Source organism: Pedobacter sp. NO84 (assembly GCF_059703915.1).
The window spans coordinates 142,149-167,479 of sequence record NZ_AP046575.1 but is presented as its reverse complement, the minus strand read 5'-3'; the positions used below and the strand labels follow the sequence as shown (position 1 = coordinate 167,479).

Genomic DNA, 25,331 nt, shown 5'->3' with positions numbered 1-25,331 from the left:
TAAGAATTACATTATTTTATTTCACCACAAAGTAGTTCACCTTCCTACAAAGCTCACCATTAGCTCCTATTCCCTCAAGCGTTATTTGGTAGTTGCCGGTTTCGTCTGATGTATAAAAGTTAATCTCTGCTTTCCCATTTTCACCAGTTATGATATCAGATTTCCAGAACAGTATATTGCGAAAGTCGGTCTTCGGCAGCTCTTTCTGCTTGTCATACTGTGGTGCATAGAATTCTCGGGCATAAGTATAACCGGTCATTTCATATTGTAGAAAGCCGGGAGGTCGATTCGGTTTAATATATTTCTTATCCACTCCTGCCATGGTTAAAAGTACAATCCCAAAGCCCGGATTTTGGTCATATGCATTTGGAGTCTCAATTAATAATCCTGTGGCCATGTTTAGCGCCTGCACACCTCCTTTCACGATTTGAACCCCAGTTAGTGCCTTTGGATTTATTCCAGAAACATCTTCGATCATATTTCCGTTCAGCAATATTACCATTGGACCTATCTTCCCGTGGTAATATCCATATAGTTTATCTCCATTAGCTACTACACCTGAAAATCGATTTTTTAAATAGAACTGTAGGTCATTAATTTCCTGTAACTTATCCGGTTCGAGGGTATAGTCTGGGGGCGGAGCCGCAAAAGGATATAGCGAACCTTTGATCTCGGGTCTTCGCTTTGTTGTGATATTAACGGTTTTAAGCGTTGTGCCCTGAACAATTTTGCCTGGCGGTTGAGGTTGTGTTGGGTCGGCCGCTTTTTCTATCGATGAACTACTTGTCGTGGTGTCTATCGGTACCGTTAATTCAGCTGTTTTAAAATCCATCATTCCCGCACTGTCAATATCCAGCGTTATCTTTGCATTGTTGTTGTCCTTCAGGCCCTTTGCCCTTAGAATAATCGTTGCGGTATCGCCTAGCTGTAGATCTTTAAAGGCGAACCTGCCCTGTGCATCGGCAACCGTATCTAGGATCAGCATTTCCTTGGTGACCAAAAAATTGATCTTTGCCCCGGCAATGGGCTTGCCACCTAGGGTAGTGATCCGGCCGCTGAGCCGCAGTCCTTCCTCTGCGCTATACTTCGGCTGCTGCTGCTTTTCGGACATTACCTCCGTCCAGTTGAACCGCCGCCAGCCCTGGGTCAACAGCAGTGCATCCAGTTCTGCATCCTTCTGGGCAGTTGGGCCGGTAAAATAATAGTTGGGGCTTTCGATATTCCCTCGAAGGTCTGAACTTAGCAGGAGATTTGAGTAGATGCTCAGTTGGTTCTCTTCAGGCAAGGCCACATCTGCTTTTGCCACCGATACCGAGTAGCCGCCAATGATACCCGCTCCTTTTTCATCGGTGATCGAAAGGCTCAGCTTTACCTTATCCCGTGTTCCGTACTCCTGTTTGTCGCTTTCTAGCAAACTCTTTCCCTGCTGTTCCTTCCGTACGAATACCAGCCGCTCTGCCAAAGGGCGATTATCCGTCGAGAAGAGCGTGAGCTGATTGATTCCCTCCGCTAGTTCGGCCTTTGGAACGGTGAACGTAATGGTGGATGTGCTCATGGGCAGTTTAAGTGCCTGCTGAACTTCTCCATTAGACTGTACCATTAACCTGACTTCAGTATCTGCCTCCATACCCCCAGAGCGTGAAATCCTAACCTGTAGGCCGTTAGCGGCTTGGCTCACAGAAAGTACATACCCATTGTTCAATGCTTTGGTAAGGTCAAAGCGCTGCCCCTCATATTTCCCTTCGTCTATTACGGCCCTATAGTCTGTTCCCACCTGTGGCAACAGCGCCAGGATCCCCATGCCCGCATGGCCGCTCTCGAACATGGCGACCCTTTCGCCACTGCTGTTTTCTATGTGCCCCTTTACTTTTGTGCCGAGTCCGTTTTTATCAACAGCCTTGAATCCCACCTTGGAACGGATGCCCGATACCAGCGAGCCGCCTTCCGGAAAGAAATCAAGATAGAGCTTCTCTTTTTGCTGTGGCGGCACAGGGACCACGTTCTTTTTATTTGTCGCTTTTTCGGGAGCGATACTGGCGACAGGTGCGGTAGCCGGTCCTGCAACCCTGAACGTGTGGTTAAAAAAGTAGTCCTCGCCCGCGTTGCGCATCAACTTGGTGTAGGCCCTTAACGTATAATTTCCGGCCTGATAGAGGCTATCGGTGAGTGCCAGTTGTGCTGAGGCCATTCCTACACTAACGGGAAGTACCATCTGCTTTACCGTCCCACTTGGACTTTTAATATCGATATGTACTACCTTGCTTATCCCCGATAATCGGTTCCCTATAGGATTTACAAGATATACCTTGAACCAAATCGTATCGCCTATGCTGTAGGATGAACGGTCGAAATGGATGTGGATCTTTTCCTGCGGGCTCAAGGACATGTAATTGGCCAAGGAAGTGGCCACCTTATCAAAATCCTTCTGTTGGGCCATCAGCTGTGCTGCAAGGCAAAATAGGATGACGAAGGTTAAAGCACTCTTTTTCATAGGCACAACGCAAGGGAGATAGTTATATAGTTAGATAACCTAAAATAGCAAAAAACTCTGACAAGAAATTAATTAATTTTAATTTAAGATCTCCTATTGCCATTAAACATTTCCATCAAGGCCTAGCTTATTGTATAAGCCGTAGGCTGAAGTGATACATCGTTACATAGCAATTATTTCACTAATTCTTTATAGTGATGATATGTAAATCCCAGCACATCATGGGTTTTCTTTCAATAGATTTGAACAGAGCTGCTTATAAGATTCGTTGAATACATGAATCATGAAATTTCCACATTTTATCGTTTCGTTTAGTCGGCTGAACGATGGTTTTATGATGTAAGATCCTAGGAATGGGTAGGTCCTATGGTCTTTTCTAATGTGGATTGCCTCCCTAATAATAGGATGGAATTTAGCGGGCAATTGTGACAAGCAATATTCACCAGCAACCGTTTTTGAAACGATTTTCCCAGTTTGGAGCGTACAAAGTTGGCGTGCTATGCCCAAGATCGTCCATTCGGTAAGCCGCGGAAAAAGCAACAATAGTATTTTTCGATTAAAAAAGGAAGCATGTTGCTTTATCCATTTAGTCCAATAGGAGTTGATGTTTTTATAGAGAAATTCATTTACCCTTTGAGGGCTTACATTTATTTTTAAAGTTGCCCCTTCCGGTCCGGATAGTGTTAGAGCATGAGATTTTAATTCCGTCAGGCTTATTGGCCCCATTGCAAAAGCTACCTTTCGTAAAGTGCCCTCCAGCAATGAGAGCACTTGGATATGCTCAGGTTGATCCACTTCTATTTTCTCTATCGGAAAGTATTGACCGTTCAACTCAGGCTTGCCAAACCGCTGCTGAATAGAGCGGTGTATATTTTTAAGCTGAAGTTCAATTTCTTTCGAAGGAAACTCATTGCACAATACCAAAAAGTCGATATCGCTCTTATCAGGATTAAAGTCCTTCATAGCTAGAGAGCCTGTTAAATAAATACCTTCCACAAATTTTGGTTCGACATTAGAGATTTCGTTCAGAAAGTAGGCAACGATCTCATTGGCTGGTGAGGGAAGATTATTGATGTCGGTCATTTCCTATTGTTATAACGATTTAAGGTAAACCTCCTTTTTCTTTGGTGAAGATGCCAAAAATCAAGTAAAATCTTTAAATGGCATTGATCATAAAAGTGGCTTGAATGAGTTTTTACTCTTTGAGCCAGAAATTATAGCGATTATTTTGAAATAAAGATCATCAAAAACATCATCCAAACCAACTCAAAACCATGTTTTTTACCTATATCGTGTAGGATATACGATTCTCCATGCCCATAATATCCAGTTCGTAGACAGGGTTATGCCTAGAATCTGTAGCAATGTCGAAGCATTTAAAAATTCAGATTCTCTTCAGAATTGAGAGGTAGCTTTGGCCTATCGGCCAAAATGAATGTCATTACTAATGAACGTATTAAAAAAAACAAACACATTTTTCCAGTACAGGTTCGGGCCTGTTCTTCTTTCGGTGTTGTTGCTTTGCGCCGCTTCACTACTTACCAGGATTACGCTTTTAGTTTATTCTTCGGCATTGTTCGAATGGAGTCTGATCAATCTCCTTAAAGTATTTTTTATTGGATTATTATATGATCTGGCCGCAGCATCCTACGCAATTATTCCACTTATTCTCTACTTGTGGCTTTTTCCATCCAGATGGTACGATAAAAAATTAAATAAGATAGTGTTGATTATCTATTTTTTCGTTGTGATAGTCACGCTCCTATTTAATGCGATTTCAGAATGGATTTTTTGGGAAGAATTTTCTGTACGCTATAACTTCATTGCGGTTGATTATTTAGTCTACACCACCGAAGTGATTGGAAATATCAGACAATCTTATCCCGTTAACACCCTTATAACGATTCTAGTTGTTGTGTCGGCGCTGATAACGTATTTGTTGAGGAAGAAAATATGGGAATCTACACTTGTTCCAATGCGGTTTAGCAAGCGCTCCAAGTTTCTGTTGCTTTTTTTAATCGCTCCGATTGCTACCTATTTTTTGGTTAGCCATGATTGGAAAAGCAACAGCCGAAACCAATATGTAAACGAACTTTCTGGCAACGGGATGTACGATTTTGGCTTTGCGTTCTGGCACAACCAATTGGATTATAATACATTCTATAAGACTATTCCAATTGATAGTGCATTAGCTATCATTAGGAAAAATCTTGGATTTGTTCCAAGTAGCGAAAAAGATCAGAATACTATGAGAAATATTACAGCTGATTCATCAGAAAAACGGATGAACGTTATCATGATCAGTGTAGAAAGTTTGAGTGCAGAATTTTTGGGCAGTTATGGCAATGAGCAAGGCATTACACCAAATCTGGACTCGCTAGCTAAGGGGGGACTTTTATTTACTAATCTGTATGCCTCTGGAACAAGAACAGTACGTGGTCTAGAGGCATTATCACTTTGTATTCCACCAACACCTGGGCAATCAATTGTTAAACGTCAGGACAATAAAAACCTGTTTACATTAGGTAGTGTATTCCGATCAAAAGGCTACAATAGCAGGTTTATTTATGGAGGGTATGGCTATTTCGACAATATGAACGAATTTTTTTCACAGAATGGTTATGAGGTAACCGACCGAAATGCATTAAGCGAAAAGGAAATCCATTATGAAAATACTTGGGGTGTAGCAGATGAAGATCTTTTTACCCTTTCATTAAGGGAATTAGATAAAGATTATATCAACAAAAAGCCATTCTTTGCACAGATCATGACCGTTTCTAACCACCGCCCTTACACTTATCCAGAGGGAAGGATTGATATCCCATCCCATACCGGAAGAGAAGGCGCAGTAAAATATACAGATTATGCTATTGGCAGATTTATTAGGGAAGCAAAGCTTAAGCCTTGGTTTAAGAATACACTTTTTGTAATCGTTGCAGATCATTGTGCATCAAGTGCTGGAAAAGTTGAACTACCGATAGACAAATACCATATCCCGATGATTATGTATGCTCCAGAATATATCAAGCCTGGAAAATTTGAAAAACTTGTTGCGCAGATTGATATCGGTCCATCAATACTTGGATTGCTCAATTTCAGCTATCAAAGTAAATTTTTTGGCCAGGATGTGTTTAAAATGAAAGATGAACAGCAAAGAGCATTTATTAGCACCTACCAAAGTTTGGGTTACATCAAGAATAATAAACTGGTTATTCTAGATCCAAACAAGAAATTGAGCATGTTTACACCTAATTTCAAAACAGGGGCTTCGAAACCAGTTCCATCCGAAGACTGGCTAACAAATGAAGCGATTGCTAACTATCAATTAGCTTCTTATCTATATTCGAGTGGTGGGTATGGGTTTTAGGACTAGTTGAGACGAAGACCCATTCCGTCACCATAGATAAGGATATAATCCTGAACGGTTTAAACAAAAAATATCGGAGTGGATATCTCTTCAATTGGGTGTTCAAAACGTTATTTTTGATAGTCTAAAAAGGGGTTTTATTTGTCATTTTTGGCTATCGCGGGACGGCGAACTTCAAAATGTCTTCAGAATTGAAGTATAATTTAGTAACCTAAAGGAACTTTTTCCGGAGCGTTGTCTATGGAAGCGAACAAATCGGTGGTTAAAAAATATTCTCCCCATATTAGGTTATGGCATTGGCTTAGCGCGTTAATGATTTGTGGATCGCTTATCACCGTTATGCTCAATGCAACAATTTTTGATGTCCGTGAAAACACTTCATCTATCAAGGCAGAACTTGATCATGCTAAAGCAACTGTTACACAAGACCAGGCCAAAGCGGTAGCACACGCACTAGAAGATAAGGTGTGGGATTTTCATATTTATTTTGGTTATGCGCTTGCTGCATTATTTGTTTATAGGCTGCTTTTTGAGCTATTTGGGAAACGAGAAAACAGTTTTGCAAAAACACTGAAATACAATTTAAACCTCTATTTCACAAAAAGAGTAAAAGCTGCACGCCACGAACTGGGCATCAAGTTGCTTTATCTTCTCTTCTATGCAGTACTTTTAATTATGGTAATTACCGGCCTGTCGATAGCATTCGACAATGAAATCGGCATAACAAAATCTTTCAGCCACACGTTAAAAGAAATTCATGGCTTTTGCATGTACCTTGTTTTGGGCTTTATCGTTCTTCACATAGGGGGCGTGTTTTTTGCCGAAAGAAAAGATAAGAAAGGAGTTGTTTCAGACATGATTAATGGAGGAAATATAAATGATTAAAGCAGTTCATTTAGCTGCACACAAAGAAGCTCATTTAAAAAGCTCAGATTTCATTACCGATGTGGTAATTGGGATGAGCGATGGCTTAACTGTTCCATTTGCCTTGGCCGCTGGTCTTAGCGGAGCAGTTGCCGACAATTCTATTATCATAACTGCTGGCATAGCAGAAATCGTAGCAGGTTGTATTGCGATGGGTCTGGGCGGCTATCTAGCTGGCAGAACAGAACTGGAGCACTACCAAAGCGAACTAAAAAGGGAATACGACGAGGTAGAGCGGGTACCTGAGAGGGAAATGCAGGAAGTAAAGGATATTTTTGCAGATTATGGTATCAGCCCCCATGGACAAGATTTATTGGCCAAAGAACTGGCACTGGATAAAACAAAATGGGTGCAGTTCATGATGAAATTTGAACTTGGCCTCGAGCAGCCGAATCCGAATAGGGCAAGAAATTCGGCCCTAACCATAGGGATAGCCTATTTTATTGGGGGCCTGCTCCCACTCTCAGCTTATTTCTTTACAAATACACCAGCAAATGGACTTATCGTTTCCGCCATTTTTACCACGCTTTGCCTGTGGGTTTTCGGGTATTTTAAAAGCAAGGTGACTGGCCAACCACCGTTAATGGGTGCGCTAAAAGTAACCATGATTGGATTGGTCGCGGCAGCCGCGGCATTTGGTATCGCTAAACTAGTTGCCTAAAATTTGATCGTACGTATGAGAAAATAACTACCTAATTAATCTATCAACTATGAAACACTTACTATTCATCACACTTGTTGCGATTTCATCTACGATACCTTGGGAATCCAATTATGAGGTAGCTAAAAAGACAGCTGCTGTTCAGCATAAGCTAATTTTGCTGAACTTTTCTGGATCAGACTGGTGCGGACCATGTATCAGGATGCACAATGAGATTCTCTCGGATCAGGGCTTCCTAAAAATGGCGAACGCTAACCTGATCTTGGTTAATGCCGATTTTCCAAGAAATAAGAAAAAATTGCCCACTGCAACTATCAAGAAGCAGAATGAACTATTGGCCGACAAGTATAACCCGCAGGGAAAATTTCCTTTCACAGTACTACTTGATGCAAACGGAAAAGTGCTCAAAACTTATGAAGGTCTTCCAGATCAATCGGCAGAAGCCTTTACAGACGAGATCAAAAAGATATGTGATGCAAACAGGTAAAATACAAGCGCTTCAAATATTTAAACGGTCCCAGCGCTTAATGGGTAACACATTTGAGCTTACCGTGGTGGCGGCCAATGAACAATGGGCAAAGGAGAAACTAGATTTAGCCACTAATGAGATCAAAAGAATCGAAAAACTGCTGACCACCTTCGACGAAAACAGCCAAACAAATCAGATCAATAAGCACGCTGGCAGTGCTCCTGTAAAGGTAGACATCGAGGTATATCGCTTGATAGAAAGATCTATGCGCATTTCAGCAATTACCGATGGCGCCTTCGATCTTAGTTATGGATCGGTAGACAAAAAACTTTGGAACTTCGACAGCAACATGACCACTTTGCCCGATGGAGAAACGGCGAAGTCGATGGTGAGGCTCATCAACTATCAGAACATCCTATTAGATGATAAAAAATGTACTGTGATGCTGATGGAAAAAGGCATGCGGATTGGATTTGGAGGAATTGGTAAAGGATATGCAGCTGAAATGGCAAAATCGCTATTAAAAGCAGAAGGCGTAGCTGCAGGAATTATCAATGCATCTGGAGATTTGGCCACTTGGGGCTGTCAACCTAACGGCTCTCCGTGGACAATCGGCATTGTTGATCCCGATCATAAACATAGCCTTTTTTCTTACCTGAACGTTACAGACATGGCTGTAGCCACCTCTGGAAATTATGAAAAGTTTGTAGAGATTGAAGGCAAAAAATATTCCCATACCATTAACCCGAAAACAGGCCTCCCTGTTACAGGGATCAAAAGCGTAACCATTATTAGTCCGAATGCTGAAATAGCCGACGCCATGGCCACCCCAGTAACTATTATGGGCATTTCAGCTGGCCTGAAGATGATCAATCAGATCAACTATCTAGGCTGTATCATCATAGATGACCAAAATAAGATTTATACCAGTAAAAATATCAACCTTAAAAAATGACAAATAAAAAAAAACAGTCGCTGATCTTCGCCATAGGACTGGCAAGTGCCTCTGCCTCAATGCAGGCTTGTACTACGGTTAAAGAATACCAGAAGAACAGATTGAATGATGCAGAAATGATACTGGGCAATAGAAAGATCGAAAAGACCGAGCTCAGTTTCCAAGCTTATCGCGAAGGCGCTTCTGGAGCAAATTCCGGCAAAAGTGGCGGTGGTTGTGGTTGTAATTAACTAGTGGAAAAAACATGAAAAAAATATTCCTCACCGCGGCGGCTGTTTTTGCCATCCTCCATTCTTTTGCACAAACATCCCCTAAAGATACGACAGGTTTTAAGAGCAGGAAACTAAAATTGGATGAAATCAATCTAGTATCCAGTTATTATACCCAAGATGGGAATAATGCTGCGGTAACAGGTGGAATTGGCACCCAGAAATTAACTGATATGGCTAATGTTTTTGATATTAAGATGATAAAATCTGATTCTAGATCTCGCAAGCATAGCTTTGGCTTAGAAGTTGGCATAGACCATTATACCTCAGCTTCATCAGACATGATCGATCTCCAGGCCAATTCTTCTGCCTCGCATGCCGACACCAGAATTTACCCATCGCTGAGCTGGAGCGTGGAAAACGAAAAAAAAGGAACCACCTTAGCACTAGGTCTTTCCTCATCGACAGAATTCGATTATCAATCTTTTGGGGGAAATATTAGTTTATCTGCAAAAACCAAAGATAGGAGTGGTGAATTTACTGCGAAATTTCAAACTTATCTAGATCGGGTATCGCTCATCCAGCCCGTAGAACTGAGAACGAACTTAACAGGCCGTGAGCATGAAGGTTCAGCGGCAAGAAATACATTTGCTGGCTCGATTTCCTACTCGCAGATCGTAAACGAGCGTTTACAGCTCATGCTATTGGCCGATGTGGTGCAGCAAAGCGGTTACCTCAGCTTACCATTTCATCGGGTCTATTTTAAAGACAATTCTGTGCATCAGGAAAATTTGCCAACTAGCAGATTTAAAATTCCCTTGGGTTTTAGGGCCAATTATTTTGCGGGAGATTTCCTCATTGTGAAGACCTACTATCGTTTTTATACCGACAATTGGGGGCTTATTTCGCATACGGCAGATATTGAGGTGCCGATCAAATTAACGTCATTTCTATCTTTCAGTCCATTTTATAGATACTACACCCAAACTGCAGCCAAATACTTTGCTCCCTACCAGGTGCGTACCGGAGCGGACCAATATTATAACAGCAATTACGATCTTTCTAAGTTTAACAGTAATTTCTATGGAGGGGGCATCCGTTTTGCGCCTCCAAAAGGAGTGTTTGGACTTCAACATTTCAGCATGTTAGAACTGAGATATGGACATTATACAAAAAACATTAACATGAGCTCCAATATCATTTCGTTGAACATTAAATATAAATAAACAATCACCGCTCAGTTTGCTAAATTGCAGTACAAAATCCATGAAAATACTGGTTATAGAAGATGAAGAAATCTTAAGGTCGAACATTATCGACTACATGACCGCTGAGGGCAATGTGTGCGACTTTGCAGCCAGCTTTATTACCGCGTCGCAAAAAATTGCGATTTACGCGTATGACTGTATTCTGCTCGATCTTACTTTGCCGGATGGCGATGGATTGCAATTATTGAAAGAGCTTAAAAAAACTGGGCGCGCTGATGGCGTAATTATTATTACCGCGAGGAATGCTGTTGATCAGCGTATTGAAGGCCTAAGTTTAGGCGCCGATGATTACCTTATCAAGCCCTTCCATCTTTCAGAACTCAGTGCCAGGATAATGGCCATCATCAGGCGCAGAACCTTCAATGGAAGCGATAGATTGGTGTTTAATGAACTGAGCATCGACATTCCAGCAAAAGAAGTGAAGGTTGGCAACAATCTTATCAACCTTACCAGAAAAGAGTTCGATCTGCTTCTTTACTTTGTGTCCAATAAATCAAAAGTGATTTCAAAATCTGCTGCAGTAGAACATATCTGGGGCGACCATGCCGACATGGCCGATAGTTTTGATTTTATATACACACATATCAAGAACATCCGGAAAAAACTGGTAGACGGCGGAGCAAAGGACTATTTCCATTCTGTTTATGGTGTTGGCTATAAATTTGCTGATCAATGAAGCTTTTTACCAGATACAACCAGGTATTGGCCATCACCGTCGTTGTGGGGCTATGCCTAATCGGTTACCTGTTCTATCTTACCATGGGCCAATACCTTAACCAACAGGTAGACCGTTACCTTATCGAAGAACAACTTGAAGTTAAAGACAATGCCCATGTTTTAAAAGGAAATAACGCCCACGAGGTTTTTAAGGATCTGGTGGTTGATTATCAGCCCGTCGCACGGCTTAGCCAGAAAAAAACTTTTTCTGATACCATTTTCTTCAACCCGAAGAAAAGGGCTAGAGAGTCGGCAAGATATTTAAAGGAAGACATCTTATTAAACGGCCAGCCCTTTAGGGTAACCGTTATCGTGTCGAAAATTGCCCATAAGGAGCAGATTAAAGGCGTTTTCATAAGCATCTTATTGCCCGTACTGGCTTTGTTTGTGGTGCTTTTATTGATAAACAGATTCTTGATGGCTAGGCTATGGAAACCATTTAGGGAGCTTTTGGTGAATTTAAAATCTTTTAACTTGAATCAAGAAGGAAATTTTCGTCAAGTTGATACCCCGATCTTAGAATTTCGTGAGCTTAACAATGCATTACTTGAAATTTCCCAGCGAATCAGATCCGAGTATCGGGAGATTAAGCTTTTTACCGAAAATGCGTCCCATGAAATGATGACACCTATAGCAGTAATCAATTCCAAGCTCGAAATTATGTTACAGTCTAACGAACTTGGTGAAGAACAGAGCAAGAACATTCAAGATCTTTATAAGGCAACAGCAAAACTCACCAAATTAAACCAATCTTTATTGTTGTTGGTAAAAATAGACAACAACTTGTTGAGAGATCAACAAGAAGTAGATTTGAAAAAATTGATCGAGGAAAGGATTACTTATTTTCATGAACTAATACAGAACAAACAAATTGTGCTCGAACAGCAGTTGCAAAGCAAAATGGTGGTCATGAGCAGGTTTTTAGCTGAAACGCTGATCGACAACCTTATTGGCAATGCCATACGGCATAATTACCATAGTGGCAAGATCAGTATCTCGTTAAGCAACGACAGTTTGATAGTAAGCAATACCGGTAACCAGGAAGCGCTCGATCCTATTCATGCTTTTGAACGGTTTTATAAAGCCCCTTCTTCTGACGGTATGGGTCTTGGGCTGGCCATTGTTAAACAGATCGCAGCGGTTCAAAAATTTACCGTTAGCTATCACTATCAAAAAGGGCTGCACAACTTTAAGATTACGTTCTAACTTCAAGATTTCTTCAGTTTTCTGTACTACATTGCGTTTAAATATGTAGTGATGAAATACTGGTTTATTGTTTTAGTTTCTATTTCCTGTCATTTACATGCGCAGGTGCTCGATACCAGCAGCATGAAAACTAACGTAGACTATAGTTTTTCTAATCCTAAAAAAATTCATTCTTATCTCGTACCCGCGATATTCATTACCTACGGCGCCGTCTCTTTAGGGAACAATGTAGTTAGAGAATTAGACCTGAGCACGAAGTCTGAACTTAGTGAGGATCATCCTACTTTCGCATCGCAAATAGACGACTATAGTAAGTTTTTACCTGTAGTTGCGCTATACGGGCTCGACTTGGTGGGCCTAAAATCAAAAAATAAGGTGTTGGATCAAACCGCCATGATATTGATTACTGCGGGTATAACTGATGCAGTGGTTTCTAACCTTAAAAAAGGTATTGGCCGTCAAAGGCCAGATGGTTCAAGTTATACTTCCTTCCCCTCGGGCCATACGGCTACTGCTTTCGCAGCCGCAGAATTTTTGCATCAGGAGTTCAAGGGGCGTTCTCCATGGATTGGTTACGCGGGTTATGCAGTAGCTGCATCCACCGGTATATTGCGCCTGTACAACAATAAGCATTGGGTAAGCGATATTGTAGCTGGTGCAGGTGTGGGTATGCTTTCTACGAAACTTACCTACTTGCTTTACCCCTATTTAAAAGGCATGTTAGGCCAACATTCCGCTAATATTTCTATTACTCCAAGCTATAATACCGGCACATTTGGTATACACTTAGCTTACCACTTTAGCGACTAGTCCAAATTGTAACGCTTTTTGATTGCCATGATATGTTGTTCTTTTCTTTGCTGGAGTATCGTTTGTCCGTAGGGCGTAAAATACTGGTGCGAACTTAACATCTCTAGATTAAGCATGTCCCATTCCTCGTCACTATAAAGAAGTTTTAGCTCAGTTTCCCACTCCAAGCGTAGCGCTTTTGCGAAAACAAAATAATCAGGTCTTGAAAGATGGTAAAAATCTGCATCACAGACGATTTCTTCCAGACTGCTATTTGGTCGTTGTGGAATTTGCGTAGCTAATATGCAGTTAGTTATATTGGTTGTAGTGGCTTTATTAATTCGCATTCCCTTTAAGTATTGAAAGGCATTTTGCGCACTGATGGCCTCATGTCCATTATATATCTTGGCATAGCCTGTATCATGGAACCAGCCGGCGATTTTTACAATATTCATGTCGTTTTTGTCTAAATCGCACCACATTCCTATTTCTTCTGCCGCGGTCACTACATTTTCAGTATGTGAAAGATTATGAAAATAAAGACTTGATTTTACTTCTTCGTTAAATAAGCGTCTAACATAATAGGCTACATCGCTGATCAATTGATTTGAATCCATAATTGTCGCTATATTACAAGTCGATTCTGAAGACAATTTGAAGCGCACTATTTCCTTGGTTGGTGTTTTGAATAAAAAACCTGCTCTGATTAAGAACAGGATTTTAGGAGAATATCGGTCCCGATAGCTATCGGGACGAACCGATCACCTCTTTACTGCTGCTAAGAATCTTACACAATCCGCGACCAGTTTAAACAAAAAATCCCGCTCTGATCAAGAACAGGATTTTGTGGAGAATATCGGTCCCGATAGCTATCGGGACGAACCGATCACCTCTTTACTGCTGCTAAGAATCTTACACAATCCGTGGCCAGTTTAAACAAAAAATCCCGCTCTGATCAAGAACAGGATTTTGTGGAGAATATCGGAGTAGAGACCGCATCAATTGCGTGCTCCAAACGCTGTTTTTGATAACTTAAAAGCTGTTTTTTATTTGTCATTTTGAGTAATTTGGCAGAGTTTTGGCAGAGTTTTTTATTAATTATTCAAACTAAAGATAATCAAAAAACAGTACTAAAACTAATTCTAAGCCACATTTTATATCTATAACGTGTCGATTATATTATTATCTACAACTATTATTTGGCTAACTCATAATTTTATGTAAAAAAACTTCAATAACTTTCAAATTTTTTCAACCATGTAAATCGCATTCATACCACACGCAAGATTAAGTCGAATATAAATCTTATCATGATAAATAAAAATCGCATTTAACTTGTTTTTAATGTCTGTTACTTTGAGCTGTATTTTATCAACTTGCCTATTAAAACCATCATTAAGCGCTTTGGCAAAACTTTCTACTTTGTCATCAATACTATAGGTAGATTTAGCACTAAGAGTCTGTAGTATATCGGTGTTTGCTATCCAAGGCGATTTGCGATCTATCTGATATTTGGTTTCTTTATCGAAGGATAGATTTTTAATACTAAAAATAGTGGTTGTAGAATCCATTCCTAAAGTTCCCCTAAAATAAAGACTACCATTTTTACGATAGAATAATTTTTCTGCCCAATAAACCAGCTCACGGAATACTTTAAAGCGAATTGTTTTCGAGCGAACCGGTCGAAGCTTCGCATTCACCTGTAATATAAGCTCCTGCCCACTACTATAGGATTCAAGGGAATTTAATATGAGCTTTCTTCTTCCGTAAGTATAATTAATCGCTCCATTTGATAACTCTTTGTTTAACCTTACATCTAAATCCCTCAGTGAAAAACTGAATTCGGGATTAACCTCAAATATTGGACTACAGTTTTCTAACGAAAGCTTAGGAAAAGGAATATTGGTTGGTGTAGGCATCCCACCTTGACGGATTTCAGGCTCAAACTCAAAGCCAATCGTAGTTGCAACAATCTGAGGGCTGCCATCGCTAACTACTATCTGTCCTCCTGAAAGTTTTTTTAAGCCAAGAGTGAGCCAACTTCCTTCTCCAACCTTAACGGGCTTTTGCAGATCTGTCCAAAGTTTCTCGGTAGGAATCTTGAAGTTCGTCAAGTTAGGCACAATTTCGTCCACTTTGTTAGCTCCAAAATCCATGAAACTTTCAATAAGATTAACAAGGTTAGACGTAACATCACGATTGGCAATTGTTACCAAACAACGATTTGGGGTAATCACAGGACGTCTTTTAGTCTTCGTAAAAAGTGAATAGTTTTCTGAAAAACTTATTTTTGAATCAAATCCAATAATTACTTCTCGAGCAGCCTCATCATCCCAACCGCATTGGCCTGATAATGGAATAACATTAACAGATGCGAAGCCATCTGCACTATAGTATAATTTCTCTTGCATTGAAAAAGTATCACCACTCAATCTGAATTCATCAAATTGTGCATCTCTCCATATCTTATAATCAACGTCAACTGTATAAACTAAAGGGATTGGAAAATCAAGTTTAATATTACTATCATCATAATGTCCGCCATAGTATTCACAAATATTTTTCTCAAATGTTTGAAGATAAGGAATCGGGAAACGTATAGGGACGCAAATTCTAGAAAGTCTCTTTTCTGTGACAGGAAATATAGTTTCTTCAGTTTCGGTAGGCGCTTGTGCCCGAAGTTGAGCAACACAATCAGTGCAACAAATCAGCGCTAAGCAAAAAATAAATAGATTTATTTTCATTTGAGAATTAATTACATTCACACCTTCGACGGTCGGTATACATGGAGTCATGGGTTTCCGGATTCCTTTTCGATTTAATATATCGCACGCTCTCGCCGTTAAATAACAAACAGATTTGTATTTCAATATCGCGCTGCAACGTTTGGGCTCGAAGCCATATTTCCCTTGCATATCGGATTTCGATCGGCAATTGGAACTCAGTAGGATCACCTTGATTCCAAACAACTTCGAAAACTTTACAACCATCACATCCTCCAATTCGATATTTGATTTTCAGGCTCTGAGCTTTTGTCTGTGGAATACAGATTTTTATTGACCAACCCCTAGGAGCAGGGGGACAGTCTTGGCTGAATACCAGACTGGAAAAGCAGAGCAGAGTGAGAAGCGGTAGGTAGAATTTCATATTACCAATTGATAATCAACCAAGTAAAGATATCAATAAATATTTTTAATTTACTCTAAAAATTTCCACTATTACTAAGCAAATGATATTTCTCTTCAAACCTAACTCATAGTATAGGCTCCTTGAGTCTAAACCATTTCCCATAAACTTATCATTAGATATGGCTTTAAGTTAAACTAATAAAATTTTCAAATAGCAATTTTTCATTTACTTCTTTATATTGATAATATGTATCTAAGAAGTTTCTGTCGTGATATCGATGAATTAATATTAATTGTTTTCTATTTGTTTTTTGGTTAAGAATACCACATATCCTCCGAGCCTTAATTAAATTAAAATTAAAAAAACTAAGATTAGGATATTTAAACTTTAATAATTTAATAATTAGCCAAAAATCTTCATAGCCATGCCCAGTAAACTTAGTGTCATGACCCCCAATCTGACTATAGAGATGCCTTTCCAAGACAAACATAGTTCCAGTTGGATATTTAGCTAAAGAATTCATTTCATATTCGAGCTTTTTATAAATCCTCTTAGAAATTGGGGCTGAATTAAGATGCTTTTTTGAAAAGGCATCTGTGGCATAAAACACACTGATAAGTAGAAAGTCCTGACTTTTAAGAAATGGGAGTTCGTTCAATAATATCTTAAAAAAGCCCCTATAGAATACACAATCCACATCTAGTTTCATTATATATTTTTCTTTACAATGGTCGAATCCTAGATTAAATGCATATCCTAAGTTAAATGTTGATTCGTAATTGATAAATACGTGTTTTATTTCTGCCTTTTCACATAATTCGCTTATCAATGGATTTTTATCTCCTAAATTTATAAGATAAAACGATATTCTAGAGGAGGCTGCCTCTGCAATAATGCACTTTGATAACATTTCTAAATTTTTAATCCTATTTCTATAAGTGATAATGACACCCAGCACTTTTTCCATATGGTACAAATTTCTTTTATAGTAAAGTTTATTAAATTGATGGTTTTTTTTATATAAATTTAAAACTATATATGATTTCTATTCAAAACCTATGAATAAAAATGATCTTATTATAGTAGGAAATGGCCCTTCTTTATTGAAAGCAGAACTAGGAAACAGAATAGATTTATTTCCTAATATTCTTCGATTTAATAATTTTAAAACTTTAGGCTATGAGCAAAATGTAGGAATGAAAACGACTATTTGGTCGAAGTGGCATGCTATACCTAATCATACGGATTTAAATTCTTTTAAAACCATCTGGTTAAATGTTCCTTTAAGAGATAGGACTTATGGTAAATTAAAAAACTCTATTAGAATGTTGGGAACTTGTTGCAAGATTGAGTTAATTCCTAATTTCTCTATTGCTGAAAAATTGCAAATGGAACTTTTTGATGATATTGATTCAAATTTATGGCCTTCTAGTGGCTTGTTGGCCATAGTACACGCCATATCCAAAAAATATAATGTACATATTGTGGGCATTGATTCCTGGGCTTCAGAACCTTTTCATTATTATGAACATCACGACCGGAGTAATAGCCATCATAGTGCCTCACTGGAAAAAGATTATATTAATAGTCTAGTTAAGAGGAAACTTATTTATGTAGTTAGATGAGACAAGATCATGGCCCGATATTTCCGATACCAGTTCCATTTAAAAAAAATGGAAAAATAGATTATTTTTTTTTGGAGAAATATTTAGAATATCTATTTAATTGTGGAGTAAGCAATGTTTTAACTACATCAGGAACTTCGTCGTTTAGTCTGTTAAGTTCAAGTGAAATTATTGAGCTAAACCATTTCGTTTATAAAAATTTCTCAAACAGAGTCATCCTTGGAGTACCATTCCTTAATCAATTTGAACTTGGAAGTATGCTTAGTAAGTTAAATAATATGGCTCCAAATGCAGAAATAATGATTCAATATTCGGATAAGGTTACACCAACAATCAGCATAAAAAAATTTTTTAAATGGGCGTCTTCTTCAATTGCGGGAAATTTTCATTTTCACGGTTTGCCTATGAAATCGGGAGGCAATACTGGGTTTATAAATTTCGATTCTGTACTTATCAATGATGTAAGATTAGAGTGTAAAAATTTAATCGGGATGAAAGAAGAGCATACTACTTATGAAGAGGGATTTAAATTCTGTGCTAACTTATCAAAAGATACCGAGTTTGAGATTATTGTCGCAGGAGGAAGTATGCGTAGGTTTTGGTTATTGAAATTAGCGGGAGCACAATCTTTTTTAACTGGAATTGGGAGTATTTTCCCAGAAGTTGAAGTTGCTTTTTATAACTATTTAATAAAAAATAAATATTTAGAAGCAGAAATAATTTTGAAAGAGCTAGAAGTACCATTATTTGATTGTTTTATGAGGATTGGTTGGCATGCGTCCTTACGATTTGCGTTGATAAATGAAAAAATATTTCCGCCATTTCAAAAATTCCCAATGGAAGCCCCTACAAAAAGCGAACAACTTACTATAATAAATACTTTAAACAGGGTAAAAGAAACTATCAATATATTAACTAAAAAAGGTATTCTATGAAAGAGGTTTGGATACTAGGCCCATGTTCCTTAGAAAGCAGGGAACTATACTTTGAATTGGGGAAAAAATTAGATGTTGTTATGGATGGTAGGGATTGGTATTACAAGGCATCATTTGATAAAGCAAATCGTTCTTCGATACATGGTAATAGAGGGTTAGGCTTGACCAATAGCATCGAGATTTTTAAAGACTTCAAACAAGAATTCCCGCATATTAAACTCACCACAGATGTACATGAATGTCATCAACTTGAGAAATTACAGCAATATATTGATTGTATTCAAATACCAGCATTCCTTTGTCGTCAAACCGATTTAATTGTCGAGGCTTCAAGGATTTTTCCTATAGTTAATATCAAAAAAGGTCAATGGGTTAGCCCTACTAATATTTTAAAGTCTTTAGATAAAATTAAATCTACAAACCAGGATACAAAAGCGTGGATATGTGAAAGGGGAAGTCAATTTGGGTACGACAAACTTTTGGTTGATTTTAGTTCCGTTAAACTTTTAAAACAGGGGTTTGACAAAGTTTTGTTAGATTGCACGCATTCTACACAATATCAAGATGCAGATGGCCACACATCAGGAGACAGCGGTCTTGCCGCAAATTATTTAGTTTCATCATCTATTTTTGGTTATTCAGGGGTATTTGCCGAAATTCATTTACAGCCTTCAAAAGCAATTTCTGACTCGGGATGTCAAATAAAATTCGATGATTTTGAAAAAGCATTAATAAGATTTGATAAAGTAAAGGATATATTTTCACATGAATGAAAAGATTAGTTATTATTCCTGCTAGAGGCGGGTCAAAAAGATTTCCAAATAAAAATATAAAGCTTTTGGATGGGAGGCCGTTAATTCAACATACAATTGATACTGTATCCCCATTTTTTGATAAGGTAATTGTAAGTTCAGATAGTGAAGAAATATTAAATATAATCACCATCAATGAGAAAGTGCAGCCCTATAAAAGACCAAAAAATCTTGCAACAGACACTTCTAAGGTAATTGATACAGTAAGATTTCATTTTAATGAAAATGAACATTTAAATTTTGATCAAATTTGGCTGTCCTTACCAACTTGTCCACTTAAAAGTGAAAATGACGTGATATGTTGCCAAAATCTGCTTACTAAAGAAATAGATGGGATAATTAGCATTACAGAATATGAATTTCCTCCCGATCTTGGTCTACTTAGGAATAATAATGATTTAATTTCAGGATATTTACAATCTTTCCCTCTATCAAGTGGAAATTCTAGATCTCAAGATCAAAGAATTGCATACAGGCCCAATGGAGCTTTGTATGGAATGTGGACATCTTCATTTAAAAACAGAGAAAATTTTTATCAAGGAAATGTCAAGGGCTATATTATGCCAAGAGACAGGTCAATAGATATTGACTCTTGTTTTGACTTATTTTTGGCTGAACAACAGATAAAGTTTCGACTTAAATTTGATTTGTGAGATTTAAATTTATTACGGATATATGAAATGGGAAGAATTAACTAGTACAGAATTCCTACAAGCCACAATCAAAGCTGATGGCGTATGTATTATACCATTAGGTTGTTTGGAGCGTCATGGAGATCATTTGCCTTTAGGAACAGATATTTTTATTGCAAGGGAGCTATGCAATCGAGCTGCACTCATAGAACCTGTTATTGTATTTCCAGATATCTACTTAACTCAAATTTTCGAAGCTAAGCATTGTCTTGGAACGATAGCTGTAAGCCATAATCTATTTTTTGACATGCTTAATGCAGTTTGCCATGAAATAGCTAGGAATGGCTTAAAAAAAATAATATTATTAAATGCTCACGGCGGTAATAATAGTTTTTTACAGTTTTTTTGCCAGTGTCAGCTAGCTGATCAAAAGGACTTCGTGGTATATCTTGCTAAACCTAAATTAGACGATCAAGATAAGGAGAATATCAAGAAACAATGGGATTCACAAGTTGATGGACATGGCGGAGAAAATGAAACAAGTATTATTTTATCTATAAGACCAGAATTAGCAAAAAAAGATCTGATTAATGGGCTAACAAATGAGGGAATTCCGAAGAAAAGATTAAAAGAGATTAGTGACGCTGGGTTATATACAGGGATTTGGTGGTATGGAGATCATCCGACTCATTATTGTGGCCAAGCAGAATATGCCACCGAAGCTAAAGGAAATAATATCTTAGACGCAAAAGTAAGATCTTTAGTAAATTCTATAAGGGCTGTTAAAGAGGACAGTAAAACTTCTTTGCTTCAGTCCGAATTCTTTGAATTAAGCAAAAATCCAAAGTCGTTTTCCACAGATTCTCATACTGAGTTAAAAAAATGATTGGCCTCCATTTCACAATGACTGCAATGCCTCGACCAGGCATATTAAGGAAAACTTTACAGTCTTTCAAAAATAACCTATATAATTGTGATTTTGGTAAGTCTACATTGTATATTAACATAGATCCTTTTATTGATTCTAATGCAAATAAAGAAAGATTAGTTTGTATAAAATTAGCAAGTGATTTTTTTGGAACTGTAATATCAAATTTACCAAATACGCCAAATTTCTCTACTGCACTAAAATGGTGTTGGCAAAACGCAAATGAAGATATAATATTTAATCTGGAAGATGATTGGGAATTACTAGAGATTATTAATGTTGAAGATTTATATAGAACACTAGTTGCTTCCGAAGCAAAACAACTATTGTTAAGGGGATGGTCTTGGAATCGATATCCATTTTGTCTTTCTCCAGGATTAATAAAAAGAGACTTTTATAAAGACTGTCTCACTATAATATTAAGTGATGTAAATCCTGAAGCAACAATTCAAAGAAGTTTATTAAATAGTAATTATAAGAATTTGGTTTTTCCAAATGATAGAGTAATTCTGAAAGATTTAGGTAGAAATTGGATAAAAAACTCGGGGTATGTTAGAGGAAAGGGAGATTTTATTTGCTGGCAGAAAGAGACAAAGTCGAACAAAATCTTTCATTCCCTGTTAGCAGACCAAAATCAAGAAATAGCTAAAAAATTTTAATATACCTATAATGATTTAATATATTCATTTGTTATATATATATAGCTTCTTCCCTCATCAAGATGCATTTTAGGATAATGATTTGCTGGGGTTCTAAGAAATATTTTTTGCTTTAAGTTGTATTCCCTTTCAAAAAGTAGATCTAAGGTTTTAGCTTGTTCCAAAGTTAGGTAGATATTTATTTTTTTTAAATTTTCAACAAAAATTAGTTCTAGCAGTAAATTGTCGATGCAGTAAGTAGGTGGAACTAATAAATTTTCCCCTAAATAAATGACAGGAAAGGTTAATTGAATTCTATAAAGATTAAACCTAAAAGGAAAATGCTTAGGAAGGATAAACTTTTCATTGAGAAATTTTTTAAGGGCTAGCTCCTCACTTGGGCCGCTTTTTCTATTTTCATAGTTACGTCCTATTATTCTATTTATTAGATCGTAAAATCCCCTTGAAGCAAAGTGATAGATAAATGCATAGTCGTATTCAAAAACTAAAGTTTCTTCTGCCCCACTAATTAAAGAATCATGAATCCCTAGAACTTCTATTTCTTTAACTGAAGACATTGTCTTAAATGTTTTCGAGATGAACTTTTCACCCTTGCTTATTTCATACACTGAAGATTCAGAGTAACTGGTAGATAAACAAATTATCCAACTAAACTTAAATTTATTATATCCTAAATTATTTTTAATTACCTTTTTTATATCACAGTCCTTCAAAACTAGATATTCGTCCATGTCAATATTTAAGACCCAATCCTCGGATATGAAACTTCTTGCATAATTAAGTGACAAATCTTGCCAGTCATTAATCAAATTAGAATAGTGAATAATTGTTATTCTTTCATGAAATTCAGCAGCAATGCATCTCAGATAATCAAGTGAAATTCCCTGAGTGGCGATAAAGTATATATGATCAAATTTTAATTTAAAGTAATGATCTAAAAATTCATTGAGATAAGGCCGTTCATCTAGCATTATTCTAACGAGAATTGCACAGGAATTAATGTTATTCATTTGATGAGCTATTAAAGAAATCACACTTATATTCTAATACTAAAATAAAAATAACGAAAAATCATAGTTATGAAAAGAATCCACCCCATTCATAAAGTCCATAGCCCAATAAACATGCGTTCTTAAACCTTATTGTAGTAACTTCAATATTACTTTCGAGAACGAGTTTCCGAATGGCAAAAAAGCATTTACATCCATTAGTCATATTATATATATAATATACAAAATCTTAAATATTCTATGTATATTGCAGATAACAAAGTATATATACTTTGTTATCATAGTAAGCAATATACTCAACAAACTCCAAATAGTTTCCATTCTTATCGCTAGCTAACTTGACATTGTCATTTTAAATCATTATCTTTGTAATACCAAAAGTATATATACTTTTGGTAGTTGACACTAAATGTACAATCTCCTCCTACGTAACTTACAACAGGATTTCTAATTGAAGGGTTTCTAGATATTCACTCCTTAATTAATTACCATACATCAGTCTTAATTTCCGTCTTTATATTTTTTTTAAAATTTCACAGGGTACCCCCTAATTTTTCAAAAAAATGTTGTAACTTTGATAGTAAGGTATATATACCTTACTATCTTTAAACAAAATAAATACCTATTATCTTTAATCTCCACTTGACAATGTCATTTTAAATCATTAACTTTGAAATACAAAAAGTATATATACTTTTTGTAAAAGACATAAAATGGCTGGTATTTCACGATTTACGACTTCCTTAAAAAGCATCGTTAAGCAATTTACCGATAGCAAGAAAAACATATTCACCTATTCAGAAATTGAGGGGATATTTGAAGATGGAAAGCAGTCATGGCGATTACCCCAATCGATGACAACCGATAAATTCTTAATGCAACTTATTGAGAAAACTGATTTTCGAGAAATCGAACTGAACTTTGCAAGTGTTGAATCTAGGAGGCTGTTCATGTATGGAAATGCCACACCTGAAGAGATTGCATCTGCATCATTTAATAAAGCCTACCTATCTCATTTTACAGCCTCAAGTATGAATGGTCTTACTGAACAAATACCAAAGACTATATATGTGACAGTCGAGCAATCAGCTAAGCACGAAATTGTGCCGGAAATAGCTAGACGTGGGTTAATACAAGAAAATATTGACAAAGCTTTTAAAAAGCCACAACGAACGTCAGAGGCAATAGCAGATTGGGAAGGTATTAAAATCGTATTACTTAGAGGCAAGTCAACTGGCAACCTGGGTGTAAAATCTATAGGTTCAGCTAGAAACTTGCGTGTAACAGATATTGAGAGAACTCTAATTGACATGACAGTTAGACCTTCCTATTCCGGAGGAATATTTGAAGTCCTCAAAGCTTACCAAAATGCAGGAGAAAACGGTAAAATATCTGTCAACAAACTATTAAGCTATCTCAAAAGAATGGACTTTATTTATCCTTATCACCAAGCAATAGGTTTCTATATGGAAAAATCAGGCGCATTTAAAGAGCAACAATTAGAAAAATTCAGGGAACTTATCGGAGAATATAAATTTTACCTTGGATACAATATGCAGGAAATGGAGTTTTCAGAAGACTGGAATATTTATTATCCAAAAGGACTTCGCTAATCCAATACATTTTCGAACAGGTCTAAAACGTAATCGAAGTAAAAATCAAATCCATTCTTTTTAACATCTTCGTCCTTAAGTGTATCAATCAGTCCCTCAAAATCCAGTCTATGGATATCTTTCATCGTCCTTATTTTTTTCAGGTAAGTATGGGGAACTTTTTTGGCGTCAAAAACATTCCCTAACACTTCCTTAAAAGATGATGATGATGCATCAAACGGTGCGTATTGCGTAAGTATATAAATATCATAAAAATCACGGGCCCTAGCACGATCCTTTTCAGGCTTACTTTGCTGTAAAATATCGGTGGTATACTCGGGCAATTTCTGACAAAGTGCCCTGATTTTTTCGGCAACAATCAGCTCGGGAGCATACAACTGATATTGGATGTGGTCGATTTCCCTAGTTACAACATGGCCTCCTAAATATTCAAACTTACTGATATCGATGCTAAACTTAGGAGAGCCACCCTGACTTAAAGGCAATGCAAACTTTGATCTGGCCAAACTCAAATCCCCATTAATCTCTTTAAATTTTTTCTCTTCCACAAGCTTGAAAAGAATATTATAGCCACCCCAGAACCCAAAGTTCTGAGTCTGTGTTTTAGGCCTGTCTATAAATTCGTAATCAAAGCATATATAACCATTTAAAGCAAAACCTTCAACTAATAGCTCTTCTATTCTAGACGCAACTTGATCCCTATCGGGAAAATCCTCTTCCAACGAATAATCTAAATCGTAAGATGCACGGTCTTCTAGACCATAACCTAGGCTAATAGCATTGCCCCCTTTGAGGATCAATAATTCATACAAATCATCATCTGAAACCAGCGATGTGATTACAATTTTCTTTATTTTGTTAATAAGGTCTAGATCAAGTTTATTCGCCATATAAATTCGGAAGAGTCATTAAGGCTTCACCTGTAAAGATAG

Annotated in this window: 24 protein-coding genes; 17 read left to right on the top strand and 7 right to left on the bottom strand. The window is 37.4% G+C overall.

Annotation, left to right across the window (positions count from 1 at the left end; translation table 11 throughout):
* Positions 1-16: 16 nt before the first annotated feature.
* Entirely contained in the window at positions 17-2,491 is a 2,475-nt protein-coding gene (locus tag AC6H0V_RS00795; RefSeq protein ID WP_497561799.1) for a carboxypeptidase regulatory-like domain-containing protein, read from the bottom strand.
* A 219-nt stretch (positions 2,492-2,710) separates the two neighbouring features.
* Positions 2,711-3,574: a nucleotidyltransferase domain-containing protein gene (locus AC6H0V_RS00790; RefSeq protein WP_497561798.1), complete on the bottom strand. Its 864-nt coding sequence runs from the start codon at positions 3,572-3,574 to the stop codon at positions 2,711-2,713.
* A gap of 364 nt (positions 3,575-3,938) precedes the next feature.
* Between AC6H0V_RS00790 and AC6H0V_RS00785 the strand changes: the two genes are divergently transcribed.
* The 10 genes from AC6H0V_RS00785 to AC6H0V_RS00740 all read left to right on the top strand — a co-directional run bounded on the left by AC6H0V_RS00785 (position 3,939) and on the right by AC6H0V_RS00740 (position 13,077).
* Positions 3,939-5,858 carry an LTA synthase family protein gene (locus AC6H0V_RS00785; RefSeq protein WP_497561797.1) on the top strand — a complete coding sequence of 640 codons (1,920 nt, stop codon included), beginning with the start codon at positions 3,939-3,941 and terminating at the stop codon, positions 5,856-5,858.
* A gap of 240 nt (positions 5,859-6,098) precedes the next feature.
* Entirely contained in the window at positions 6,099-6,743 is a 645-nt protein-coding gene (locus AC6H0V_RS00780; protein ID WP_497561796.1) for a cytochrome b/b6 domain-containing protein, read from the top strand.
* Positions 6,736-7,443, top strand: a complete 708-nt coding sequence (locus AC6H0V_RS00775; RefSeq protein ID WP_497561795.1) for a VIT1/CCC1 transporter family protein — start codon at positions 6,736-6,738, stop codon at positions 7,441-7,443. The genes AC6H0V_RS00780 and AC6H0V_RS00775 overlap by 8 nt, the downstream gene beginning before the upstream one ends.
* Before the next feature lie 49 nt (positions 7,444-7,492).
* Positions 7,493-7,930, top strand: coding sequence for a thioredoxin family protein (locus AC6H0V_RS00770; protein ID WP_497561794.1), 438 nt, complete (start codon positions 7,493-7,495; stop codon positions 7,928-7,930).
* Between the two features lie 40 nt (positions 7,931-7,970).
* Entirely contained in the window at positions 7,971-8,867 is an 897-nt protein-coding gene (locus AC6H0V_RS00765) for an FAD:protein FMN transferase (RefSeq protein ID WP_497561793.1), read from the top strand.
* Positions 8,864-9,097, top strand: a complete 234-nt coding sequence (locus AC6H0V_RS00760; protein ID WP_497561792.1) for a DUF4266 domain-containing protein — start codon at positions 8,864-8,866, stop codon at positions 9,095-9,097. The genes AC6H0V_RS00765 and AC6H0V_RS00760 overlap by 4 nt, the downstream gene beginning before the upstream one ends.
* Before the next feature lie 14 nt (positions 9,098-9,111).
* Positions 9,112-10,302 carry a DUF3570 domain-containing protein gene (locus tag AC6H0V_RS00755; RefSeq protein ID WP_497561791.1) on the top strand — a complete coding sequence of 397 codons (1,191 nt, stop codon included), beginning with the start codon at positions 9,112-9,114 and terminating at the stop codon, positions 10,300-10,302.
* 40 nt (positions 10,303-10,342) lie between these two features.
* Positions 10,343-11,020 (top strand): response regulator transcription factor, encoded by a 678-nt coding sequence (locus AC6H0V_RS00750; protein WP_497561790.1) that lies wholly within the window; start codon positions 10,343-10,345, stop codon positions 11,018-11,020.
* Positions 11,017-12,267 carry a sensor histidine kinase gene (locus AC6H0V_RS00745; protein ID WP_497561789.1) on the top strand — a complete coding sequence of 417 codons (1,251 nt, stop codon included), beginning with the start codon at positions 11,017-11,019 and terminating at the stop codon, positions 12,265-12,267. Before AC6H0V_RS00750 ends, AC6H0V_RS00745 begins: the two co-directional genes overlap by 4 nt.
* Positions 12,268-12,318: 51 nt before the next feature.
* Positions 12,319-13,077, top strand: a complete 759-nt coding sequence (locus AC6H0V_RS00740; RefSeq protein WP_497561788.1) for a phosphatase PAP2 family protein — start codon at positions 12,319-12,321, stop codon at positions 13,075-13,077.
* Here AC6H0V_RS00740 and AC6H0V_RS00735 read toward each other — a convergent pair.
* The 3 genes from AC6H0V_RS00735 to AC6H0V_RS00725 form a co-directional block, all read right to left on the bottom strand.
* Positions 13,074-13,673 carry an HD domain-containing protein gene (locus tag AC6H0V_RS00735; protein ID WP_497561787.1) on the bottom strand — a complete coding sequence of 200 codons (600 nt, stop codon included), beginning with the start codon at positions 13,671-13,673 and terminating at the stop codon, positions 13,074-13,076. The genes AC6H0V_RS00740 and AC6H0V_RS00735 overlap by 4 nt on opposite strands.
* A 624-nt stretch (positions 13,674-14,297) precedes the next feature.
* On the bottom strand, positions 14,298-15,800 hold the full coding sequence (locus tag AC6H0V_RS00730) for a DUF4403 family protein (protein WP_497561786.1): 1,503 nt from the start codon (positions 15,798-15,800) through the stop codon (positions 14,298-14,300).
* A gap of 569 nt (positions 15,801-16,369) precedes the next feature.
* On the bottom strand, positions 16,370-17,152 hold the full coding sequence (locus AC6H0V_RS00725) for a glycosyltransferase (protein ID WP_497561785.1): 783 nt from the start codon (positions 17,150-17,152) through the stop codon (positions 16,370-16,372).
* Between the two features lie 91 nt (positions 17,153-17,243).
* Between AC6H0V_RS00725 and AC6H0V_RS00720 the strand changes: the two genes are divergently transcribed.
* The 6 genes from AC6H0V_RS00720 to AC6H0V_RS00695 are packed head-to-tail and all read left to right on the top strand — an operon-like array spanning position 17,244 to position 21,776.
* Complete coding sequence (locus AC6H0V_RS00720) at positions 17,244-17,810, top strand: glycosyltransferase family 29 protein (protein ID WP_497561784.1); 567 nt, start codon at positions 17,244-17,246, stop codon at positions 17,808-17,810.
* Positions 17,807-18,745 (top strand): beta/alpha barrel domain-containing protein, encoded by a 939-nt coding sequence (locus AC6H0V_RS00715; protein WP_497561783.1) that lies wholly within the window; start codon positions 17,807-17,809, stop codon positions 18,743-18,745. The genes AC6H0V_RS00720 and AC6H0V_RS00715 overlap by 4 nt, the downstream gene beginning before the upstream one ends.
* Positions 18,742-19,518 (top strand): 3-deoxy-8-phosphooctulonate synthase, encoded by a 777-nt coding sequence (gene kdsA, locus AC6H0V_RS00710; RefSeq protein WP_497561782.1) that lies wholly within the window; start codon positions 18,742-18,744, stop codon positions 19,516-19,518. Before AC6H0V_RS00715 ends, kdsA begins: the two co-directional genes overlap by 4 nt.
* A complete protein-coding gene (locus AC6H0V_RS00705; protein WP_497561781.1) occupies positions 19,515-20,210 on the top strand; it encodes an acylneuraminate cytidylyltransferase family protein in 696 nt (231 codons plus the stop codon). The genes kdsA and AC6H0V_RS00705 overlap by 4 nt, the downstream gene beginning before the upstream one ends.
* 22 nt (positions 20,211-20,232) lie before the next feature.
* Positions 20,233-21,075 carry a creatininase family protein gene (locus AC6H0V_RS00700; RefSeq protein WP_497561780.1) on the top strand — a complete coding sequence of 281 codons (843 nt, stop codon included), beginning with the start codon at positions 20,233-20,235 and terminating at the stop codon, positions 21,073-21,075.
* Positions 21,072-21,776 (top strand): hypothetical protein, encoded by a 705-nt coding sequence (locus AC6H0V_RS00695; RefSeq protein WP_497561779.1) that lies wholly within the window; start codon positions 21,072-21,074, stop codon positions 21,774-21,776. Before AC6H0V_RS00700 ends, AC6H0V_RS00695 begins: the two co-directional genes overlap by 4 nt.
* Positions 21,777-21,781: 5 nt before the next feature.
* Here the strand turns inward: AC6H0V_RS00695 and AC6H0V_RS00690 are convergent, their stop codons facing one another.
* Positions 21,782-22,786, bottom strand: a complete 1,005-nt coding sequence (locus AC6H0V_RS00690; protein WP_497561778.1) for a glycosyltransferase family protein — start codon at positions 22,784-22,786, stop codon at positions 21,782-21,784.
* Between the two features lie 713 nt (positions 22,787-23,499).
* Between AC6H0V_RS00690 and AC6H0V_RS00685 the strand changes: the two genes are divergently transcribed.
* On the top strand, positions 23,500-24,399 hold the full coding sequence (locus AC6H0V_RS00685) for a type IV toxin-antitoxin system AbiEi family antitoxin domain-containing protein (RefSeq protein WP_497561777.1): 900 nt from the start codon (positions 23,500-23,502) through the stop codon (positions 24,397-24,399).
* Here AC6H0V_RS00685 and AC6H0V_RS00680 read toward each other — a convergent pair.
* On the bottom strand, positions 24,396-25,289 hold the full coding sequence (locus AC6H0V_RS00680; RefSeq protein WP_497561776.1) for a nucleotidyl transferase AbiEii/AbiGii toxin family protein: 894 nt from the start codon (positions 25,287-25,289) through the stop codon (positions 24,396-24,398). The two genes, AC6H0V_RS00685 and AC6H0V_RS00680, sit on opposite strands and share 4 nt — an antisense overlap.
* Between the last annotated feature and the right edge of the window lie 42 nt (positions 25,290-25,331).

Excerpts from the sequence above, each read along its gene's own strand:
- AC6H0V_RS00795 (WP_497561799.1), bottom strand. The coding sequence starts at position 2,491 with ATGAAAAAGAGTGCTTTAACCTTCGTCATCCTATTTTGCCTTGCAGCA.
- AC6H0V_RS00790 (WP_497561798.1), bottom strand. The coding sequence starts at position 3,574 with ATGACCGACATCAATAATCTTCCCTCACCAGCCAATGAGATCGTTGCC.
- AC6H0V_RS00785 (WP_497561797.1), top strand. The coding sequence starts at position 3,939 with ATGAACGTATTAAAAAAAACAAACACATTTTTCCAGTACAGGTTCGGG.
- AC6H0V_RS00780 (WP_497561796.1), top strand. The coding sequence starts at position 6,099 with ATGGAAGCGAACAAATCGGTGGTTAAAAAATATTCTCCCCATATTAGG.
- AC6H0V_RS00775 (WP_497561795.1), top strand. The coding sequence starts at position 6,736 with ATGATTAAAGCAGTTCATTTAGCTGCACACAAAGAAGCTCATTTAAAA.
- AC6H0V_RS00770 (WP_497561794.1), top strand. The coding sequence starts at position 7,493 with ATGAAACACTTACTATTCATCACACTTGTTGCGATTTCATCTACGATA.
- AC6H0V_RS00765 (WP_497561793.1), top strand. The coding sequence starts at position 7,971 with ATGGGTAACACATTTGAGCTTACCGTGGTGGCGGCCAATGAACAATGG.
- AC6H0V_RS00760 (WP_497561792.1), top strand. The coding sequence starts at position 8,864 with ATGACAAATAAAAAAAAACAGTCGCTGATCTTCGCCATAGGACTGGCA.
- AC6H0V_RS00755 (WP_497561791.1), top strand. The coding sequence starts at position 9,112 with ATGAAAAAAATATTCCTCACCGCGGCGGCTGTTTTTGCCATCCTCCAT.
- AC6H0V_RS00750 (WP_497561790.1), top strand. The coding sequence starts at position 10,343 with ATGAAAATACTGGTTATAGAAGATGAAGAAATCTTAAGGTCGAACATT.
- AC6H0V_RS00745 (WP_497561789.1), top strand. The coding sequence starts at position 11,017 with ATGAAGCTTTTTACCAGATACAACCAGGTATTGGCCATCACCGTCGTT.
- AC6H0V_RS00740 (WP_497561788.1), top strand. The coding sequence starts at position 12,319 with ATGAAATACTGGTTTATTGTTTTAGTTTCTATTTCCTGTCATTTACAT.
- AC6H0V_RS00735 (WP_497561787.1), bottom strand. The coding sequence starts at position 13,673 with ATGGATTCAAATCAATTGATCAGCGATGTAGCCTATTATGTTAGACGC.
- AC6H0V_RS00730 (WP_497561786.1), bottom strand. The coding sequence starts at position 15,800 with ATGAAAATAAATCTATTTATTTTTTGCTTAGCGCTGATTTGTTGCACT.
- AC6H0V_RS00725 (WP_497561785.1), bottom strand. The coding sequence starts at position 17,152 with ATGGAAAAAGTGCTGGGTGTCATTATCACTTATAGAAATAGGATTAAA.
- AC6H0V_RS00720 (WP_497561784.1), top strand. The coding sequence starts at position 17,244 with ATGAATAAAAATGATCTTATTATAGTAGGAAATGGCCCTTCTTTATTG.
- AC6H0V_RS00715 (WP_497561783.1), top strand. The coding sequence starts at position 17,807 with ATGAGACAAGATCATGGCCCGATATTTCCGATACCAGTTCCATTTAAA.
- kdsA (WP_497561782.1), top strand. The coding sequence starts at position 18,742 with ATGAAAGAGGTTTGGATACTAGGCCCATGTTCCTTAGAAAGCAGGGAA.
- AC6H0V_RS00705 (WP_497561781.1), top strand. The coding sequence starts at position 19,515 with ATGAAAAGATTAGTTATTATTCCTGCTAGAGGCGGGTCAAAAAGATTT.
- AC6H0V_RS00700 (WP_497561780.1), top strand. The coding sequence starts at position 20,233 with ATGAAATGGGAAGAATTAACTAGTACAGAATTCCTACAAGCCACAATC.
- AC6H0V_RS00695 (WP_497561779.1), top strand. The coding sequence starts at position 21,072 with ATGATTGGCCTCCATTTCACAATGACTGCAATGCCTCGACCAGGCATA.
- AC6H0V_RS00690 (WP_497561778.1), bottom strand. The coding sequence starts at position 22,786 with ATGAATAACATTAATTCCTGTGCAATTCTCGTTAGAATAATGCTAGAT.
- AC6H0V_RS00685 (WP_497561777.1), top strand. The coding sequence starts at position 23,500 with ATGGCTGGTATTTCACGATTTACGACTTCCTTAAAAAGCATCGTTAAG.
- AC6H0V_RS00680 (WP_497561776.1), bottom strand. The coding sequence starts at position 25,289 with ATGGCGAATAAACTTGATCTAGACCTTATTAACAAAATAAAGAAAATT.